The 6,446-nt window shown below is 73.7% G+C and carries 5 protein-coding genes and 1 pseudogene; 2 read left to right on the forward strand and 4 right to left on the reverse strand.

From position 1 onward, the window contains the following. Both AB0M20_RS21080 and AB0M20_RS21085 read right to left on the reverse strand, forming a co-directional pair. Positions 1-1,225 (reverse strand): ABC transporter permease (locus AB0M20_RS21080; protein WP_364300534.1); only part of this gene is annotated, 1,225 nt, incomplete at its 3' end. A gap of 2 nt (positions 1,226-1,227) precedes the next feature. Further along, positions 1,228-1,989, reverse strand: a complete 762-nt coding sequence (locus AB0M20_RS21085) for an ABC transporter ATP-binding protein (RefSeq protein WP_364300536.1) — start codon at positions 1,987-1,989, stop codon at positions 1,228-1,230. A 109-nt stretch (positions 1,990-2,098) separates the two neighbouring features. On the opposite strand from AB0M20_RS21085, the gene AB0M20_RS21090 reads away from it, so the two are divergent. Then, on the forward strand, positions 2,099-3,052 hold the full coding sequence (locus AB0M20_RS21090; protein WP_364300538.1) for a TetR/AcrR family transcriptional regulator C-terminal domain-containing protein: 954 nt from the start codon (positions 2,099-2,101) through the stop codon (positions 3,050-3,052). Here the strand turns inward: AB0M20_RS21090 and AB0M20_RS21095 are convergent. After that, a complete protein-coding gene (locus AB0M20_RS21095) occupies positions 2,979-5,204 on the reverse strand; it encodes a glycosyl hydrolase family 65 protein (RefSeq protein ID WP_364300540.1) in 2,226 nt (741 codons plus the stop codon). The genes AB0M20_RS21090 and AB0M20_RS21095 overlap by 74 nt on opposite strands. After that, positions 5,197-6,024 (reverse strand): PfkB family carbohydrate kinase, encoded by an 828-nt coding sequence (locus AB0M20_RS21100; protein WP_364300542.1) that lies wholly within the window; start codon positions 6,022-6,024, stop codon positions 5,197-5,199. The genes AB0M20_RS21095 and AB0M20_RS21100 overlap by 8 nt, the downstream gene beginning before the upstream one ends. Before the next feature lie 123 nt (positions 6,025-6,147). Between AB0M20_RS21100 and AB0M20_RS21105 the strand changes: the two are divergent. Further along, positions 6,148-6,446: pseudogene (locus tag AB0M20_RS21105) on the forward strand (hypothetical protein); the annotation flags it as partial.

A 6,446-nucleotide genomic window follows, 5' to 3' on the forward strand; every position in this document is an offset into this window, starting at 1 on the left:
CGGTCGCGACCACGACCAGGAACGGCGCCGCCGGCAGCGACGGCGTCCAGTCGTCGGAGCGGGCGTACGCGTACGGCAGGATCGTCACCAGCGAGGCCAGCGCGCCGAAACCCACACCGGCCACGCTCAGCAGCGCGCTCTCGGCGGCCACCATCGCGACGGTCTGACCGGGCGTGGCGCCGCACAGGCGCTGGCGGCCGAACTCCCCGCGACGACCGGCCGTGGCGGCCAGCACCGTGTTGACCAGCATGATGGCGACGAAGAGCGCCAGCATGCCCACCACCACATAGTTGAGGGTGCGGATGTTCTTCTCGAAGTCCTGCAGCACCCGCCCGGCCGACGCCGCGTTCTCCATCGCTTGCATGTAGACGGTGGCGGTGGTGATGCCGACGAACAGGATCACCGGCATCACCGCGCCGGACAGCGCCGCCGCCTGCCGCCGGACGTTGGTGGCGGCCAGCTCGCCGGGCGCGCCGAAGAGCAGGCCGACCGGGACGATCCGGGCGGTCAGGCGCAGCAGCCACGGCGCCAGCAGGGCCAGGCCCAGCGCGAACCAGATCGACGCCTGGCCGGCCGTCTGCATCGCATCGATCGCATGGCCCTTCATCACCGTCGCCGTCACCACGGCGCAGCTCGTGCCCGCGAGCAGGAACACCGTCGCGCCGATCACGCGACCCCGGCCGGGGCGGGACCGAACGCGGCCGCGACGGCGGGCGGCCAGCAGCGCACCCACGATCGAGCCGGCGACGGTGACACCGAAGCCGACGCCGAGGGCGATCGGGCCGAAGACGTAACCGACCGACGCGGCGACCTGTCCCGTGTCGGCGAGCAGATCGAGCAGCACCCGGCCCAGGCCCAGGCCGATCGGCACGGCGATCGCGGCGGCGACCACGGCGACGAGCACCGCCTCTCCGACGATCATGCGGGTGAGCTGGCCCGGCGTGGCGCCGGCCCGGCGCAGGACGCCGATCTCGACCTCCCGCTGCCGCACCGACAGGGACATCGTGGACGAGACCGCGAAAATGACGATCAGCAGGCACCAGCCACCCGCCACCGAGGCCATCGTGATCAGGCCCTCCCGGCTCGCCGCGTCGGTGGTGCCGGCCGCCGTGTCGAGCAGGGCGGCGAAGGTCATCAGGATCGCGGCGCCGAGGGCCGCGGACAGGAAGGTGGCGGCGAACGCGCCGGTGCGGTTGCGCAGGCCGCTGACGGCGAGGCGGGTCATGATCATGCCGCACCGGCCGCGGTCAGGCGCTGCGGGCCGGCCAGGTCGGCCACGTGAGCCAAGCGCTCGGCGACCCGCTCCGCGGTCGGCCGGTCCATCCGGCCGACGATGCGGCCGTCGGCGAGGAAGAGCACGGCATCGGCGTACGCGGCGGCCACCGGATCGTGGGTGACCATCACGACCGTACGCCCGAAGTCGCGCACCGCGGCCCGCAGCAGCTCGAGCACCTCCCGCGCGCCCCGGGTGTCCAGCGCGCCGGTCGGCTCGTCGGCGAAGACCACCTCCGGCTCGGTGATCAGCGCCCGGGCGATCGCCACCCGCTGCCGCTGCCCGCCGGACAACTCCCCCGGCACGTGGCCGAGCCGGTCGCCCAGCCCGAGCCGCTCCAGCAGGTCGCGGACCTTGCGGCGGTCGACCTTGCGGCCGGCCAGCTTCAGCGGCAGCGTCACGTTCTGGGTGACGGTCAGCGCCGGCATCAGATTGAAGTCCTGGAACACGAAACCGACCCGCTCACGACGGAAGCGGGTCATCGCCGCCTCCCCGGTGGCGGTCAGCTCCGCTCCGCCGATCACCACCCGCCCCGAGGTCGGCCGGTCCAGCCCGGCGGCGCACTGCAGCAGCGTGCTCTTGCCCGACCCCGAGGGGCCCATCACGGCGGTGAACGTCCCGGCGGCGAACCCGGCGGTCAGCCCGTCGAGCGCCGTGATCTCGTTCCCGCCACCCGCGTAGACGCGGCGCAGGTCTTCCACGAAGAGAATGTCCATGAGAACACTGTACGAAGGTGCACCAGGACGCGAAGTGGTGCTAGGTCCACCGTTTGACGGCGTGACATAGTGCACCGTGGAAGCAAGTGCACTAGTGCAGGGGGTACGCATGGAACCGCCGTACCGCAGGATCGCCGGGGTGATCGCCGGCCAGATCGCGTCCGGCGATCTCGCCGCCGGGGACCGTGTGCCGTCGACGCGGGAGCTGATGCGGCAGTACGGCATCGCGATGGCGACGGCCACCAAGGTCATCGCCGAGCTGCGCGGCTGGGGGCTGGTCGACGCCCGGGGGGGGGGCGGGTGGGTGGCGCGCGCCGCCGCCGGCGTCCCCCGGCGGGTCGCCACCCCGCCGCGAGGCTCCTTGCGGGCCCTTGTGCGCGCGGCGGCCAGCCCCCCCCCCCACGCCGAGGGGCTCTCCGCGCTGTCGATGCGGCGGCTGGCCGGTGCGGCCGGTGTCGCCACCATGTCGCTCTACCGGCATGTGGGCGACAAGGACGAGTTGCTGCTGCTGATGCTGGACCGGGTCTTCGCGGAGAACCCGCCGCCCGACCCGGCGCCGGAGGGCTGGCGGCCCCGCCTGGAGGCGATCACGCGGCTGCAGTGGGCGCTCTACCGCCGGCACCCGTGGCTGGCCCAGGCGGTGTCGTTCACCCGGCCGCAGCTGGCCCCGAACGCGATGGCGCACACCGAGTGGACCCTGCGTGCTCTCGACGGATACGGGCTGCCGCCGGAGGACATGCTGCTGGCCACGATCACCCTGGCGGGTTACGTGCGCGGGCAGGCGGTCAGCCTGGAGGCCGAGGCGCAGGCCGAACAGGACAGCGGCCTGAGCGACCGGGAGTGGATGGAACGCCAGGGCGAACGCGCCGCGGCGGTCCTCTCCGACGGGCGGTTCCCGCTGCTGGGCAGCTTCATCGAGGCGCCCGAGGTCGATCTCGCCCTCGACAAGATGATGGCGTTCGGCCTGCAGCGCCTGCTCGACGGCCTCGCTATGTTGCTGCCCGGGACATCGGCGGGCGGGGCGCCGGCGGGCGGGGGGTCTGCGGCGCCGGCAGGTCGGTGACCGGGTCCAGGGCGAAGGCGACCGACTCCCCCGCCGGCAGCTTCACCTCGCGGTCGCAGTGCTTGAAGGCCACCAGGTCGTCGTGCGCCACGTAGGTCACGCTGTCCCGGGTGACGGTCACCCGCAGGCTGCCGCCGCGCCAGCGCACGCTGAACCGCAGCCGCGGGAGGGCGGGCGGCAGCCGGGGCGCGAAGGACAGCTCGCCGTCGTGGTCACGCAGGCCGCCGAAGCCCATCACCAGCGCGATCCAGGCGCCCGCGCAGGCCGCGATGTGCAGACCGTCCCCACTGGCCTCGCCGTCGGCCCGCAGGTCGAGAAGCGCCGCCTCGGCGAGGTACTCGTACGCCCGGGACAGGTGTCCGAGCTCGGCCGCGAGCACCGCCTGCACCGGCGCCGACAGGGACGAGTCGCGCACCGTCCGCGCCTCGTAGTAGGCGAAGTTGCGCCGCTTCTGCTCGGCGGTGAACAGATCCCCGGCGATCACCATCGCCAGCACCAGATCGGCCTGCTTCACGACCTGCTTGCGATACAGGTTGAGGTACGGCTGCCCGAGCATCAGCGGATAGTCGTGATCGGCGCCGAAGTCCCACTCCTCGAGGCGGGTGAAGCCGTACGCCTGCTGATGCACCTCCAGCCGCTCGTCGTAGCGCATCACCAGCCGGTCGGCGAGGTCGTGCCGGCCGGCCAGCCGCAGGTTCCGCGCGGCCAGCACGTTGGTGTACAGGTTGTCGTCCATCAGCGCGCTGTACTCGTCCGGCCCGGTCACCCCGGCGATGTGCGCCGCGCCCGCGTCGTCCAGGTAGGCCATCTCCGCCCACAGCGCGGCCGTCTCCTCGACGATCTCCCGCCCGGCCTCGCGCATGAAGTCGTCGTCGCCGGTGGCCGCGTGGTATCGCCGCACGGCGTCGGCGATGTCCGCGTTGACGTGCAGCGCCGCCGTCGCGGCCGGCCAGTAACCGGAGCACTCCGGCCCGCTGATCGTGCGCCACGGGAAGGACGCCCCGGCCAGGCAGAGCTCGGCGGCCCGTTGCCGGGCCGCCGCCAGGGTCGCGTGCCGCCAGCGCAAGGCCAGGCCGACACAGGCGGGATGGGTGTACGTGAGCACGGGCAGCACGAACGTCTCGGTGTCCCACAGGGTGTGCCCGTCGTACCCGTTGCCGGTCAGCCCTTTCGCCGCGATCGGATGCGGCCCGGCCTGCGCGCCCGCCTGCAGCACGTGGAACAACCCGAACCGCACCGCCTGCTGGATCTCCGGATCCCCGTCGACCTCGACGTCCGCGGTCCGCCAGAAGTCCTCCAGGTAGGCGCACTGCTCGTCGGCCAGCACCGCGAAGCCGTCCCGCGCTGCCGCGTCCCGGTCGGCCACCGCCTCGTCCCGCAGCCCGTCACCGTTCCACCGGTACGCCAGCACCTTCTCGAAGTCGATCTCGCCGCGGCCGGTCGTCGTCCACCGGATCCGGTCCGGTTCCGTCTCGATCTCGCCGGGCGGCCCGGTGTGCGTCACCGCGGCGGCCACCGGCAGATCGCTGCGCCGGGTCCGGTGCACCAGGGCGTCACGGTCGTGCGACACCGCCCGGAACGGCCGATGGATCACCGCGCTGGCCCGGGGGTCGTCGCTCGGCGCCGGTTGATCCTCGTTGACCACCAGGCTGGAGGTGATCCGCAGCTCGGCGTCGGCGCGGAGGGTGTAGCGGATCGCGGCGACCGACGGCCGGGTGAAGGACACCAGCCGCTCACTGCGCAGCCACACGGCCACGCCGCCGGGTGAGGTCCACTCCGCCTCCCGGGTCAGCACGCCCCGGCGCAGGTCGAGGACGCGCTCGTGGCGGTGCAGCGTGCCCGAGCGCAGATCCAGCGGCTCGCCGTCGACCGTGACCGCGATCGGCTTGCCGTTCGGCGCGTTGACGATGGTCTCGGTGCGTTCCGGGAAGGCGTACCCCGCCTCGGGATAGGCCAGGTCCCGCTCTTCGAACAGCGAGTTGAGGTACGTGCCGGGCATGCCGTCCGGATGCGGCTCGTCGAGGTTGCCGCGCAGCCCGATGTGCCCGTTGGCCAGCGCGAAGACGGACTCGGCCTGGCGCAGGGCGGCGGCGCTCTCGGGAAGGCCCAGCTCGCGGACGGCCCAGGGCTCGGCCGCGGCGATCTCAGACATCGCGCAGGTCCGGTCGCCCGCCGGGGTGGCCGACCGTCGAACCGGACGCGGCCGTCGCCAGCCGTCCGGCCTCCTCGTACGACGCCCCGCGCAGCAGCGCCGCCGTCAGCCCGGCCACGAACGAGTCACCGCCACCGGTGGTGTCCACCGGGTCGCCGCCGGTCAGCGACAGCTCCACGCGGCCACCGGACCAGATCAGCAGGTTCCCGGACGGCCGGGCGATGGCCAGCAGCGACGGCCCTTGGTCCAAGATCCGTTCGTCGAGGCCGTCCGCCTCCTTCTCGTCCGCGCGCACCACATCCGCCAGCGCGAGCAGCCGCCGGTCGGTGATCTGCCCGTCGAGCACCACCAGCCGTCCCGCCTCGTGCCCGATCCGGGCCGCGGCGACCGCCGCCGCCACCGGCTGCTGGAGCTGCACCAGGACCGCGTCGGACGCCTCGATCGCCGCCCGGGCGCTGAGCACGTCGGCCTCGGTGAGCAGCAGCAGGTCCTCCACGTACCGGTACTCCCCCGCCACCAGGATCTCCACGATCAGGCTGGTCAGGACGCCCGGCCGGCGAACGACGGCGCGGACGTCGACGCCGTCGCGCCGGGCCTGGGCCAGCAGCTCGTCGCCGATCAGGTCGTTGCCGGCCACCGCGACCAGCGCCGGCCGCACCCCGAGCTGGGCCAGCGCGACGGCCTGGTTGGCGCCCTTGCCGCCGAGCTGCTCGCGACGGCCGGTGGCGGCGCCGGACGAGCCGGACTCGGGCAGACGGTCGACGGAGAGCACGAGATCGCGGGCGAACTGGCCGACGACCGCGGCGGTGGATTGAGTCACCACCAATCTGTACCCGGCGGACCCGGGTAGTTATCAAATCCGACAGACCTCCGGTCTTGTGGCCGTCGCGCCGCGCATCGATGATGGTCACCGCGGTACGGGGACTCACGGGGGCGAGGCGGCATGCGCAGACGATCATGGGCGGGTACGGGACTCGGGCTTCTGGCCGCGGCGGTGATGCTGACGGCGGCCGCGCCGGCGCAAGCCGTCACGCCGGGCGACACGGCTTCCTTCACCTTCGCCGCCCGCATCACCAACGGCGACCACCAGCGAGCCAGCTCCCGCGCCCACGACGCGCCGCAGTGGGTGGCCACCGCGTCCGCCTGCTTCGACGGCGCCGCGGCCGGCCTGGCCGGCGCCGCCACGTTCGCCGGGGGCCGCTCCGCCGAGATCGCCGGCACGGTCCGGCACCCGGACGCCGG

The sequence above is a fragment of the Actinoplanes sp. NPDC051633 genome (assembly GCF_040681735.1).
In the GTDB taxonomy this organism is placed as follows: domain Bacteria; phylum Actinomycetota; class Actinomycetes; order Mycobacteriales; family Micromonosporaceae; genus Actinoplanes.

What these genes read in the sequence shown, in the direction of transcription:
- AB0M20_RS21085 (WP_364300536.1), bottom strand. Translation starts at nt 1,989, where the DNA reads ATGGACATTCTCTTCGTGGAAGACCTGCGCCGCGTCTACGCGGGTGGC.
- AB0M20_RS21090 (WP_364300538.1), top strand. Translation starts at nt 2,099, where the DNA reads ATGGAACCGCCGTACCGCAGGATCGCCGGGGTGATCGCCGGCCAGATC.
- AB0M20_RS21095 (WP_364300540.1), bottom strand. Translation starts at nt 5,204, where the DNA reads ATGTCTGAGATCGCCGCGGCCGAGCCCTGGGCCGTCCGCGAGCTGGGC.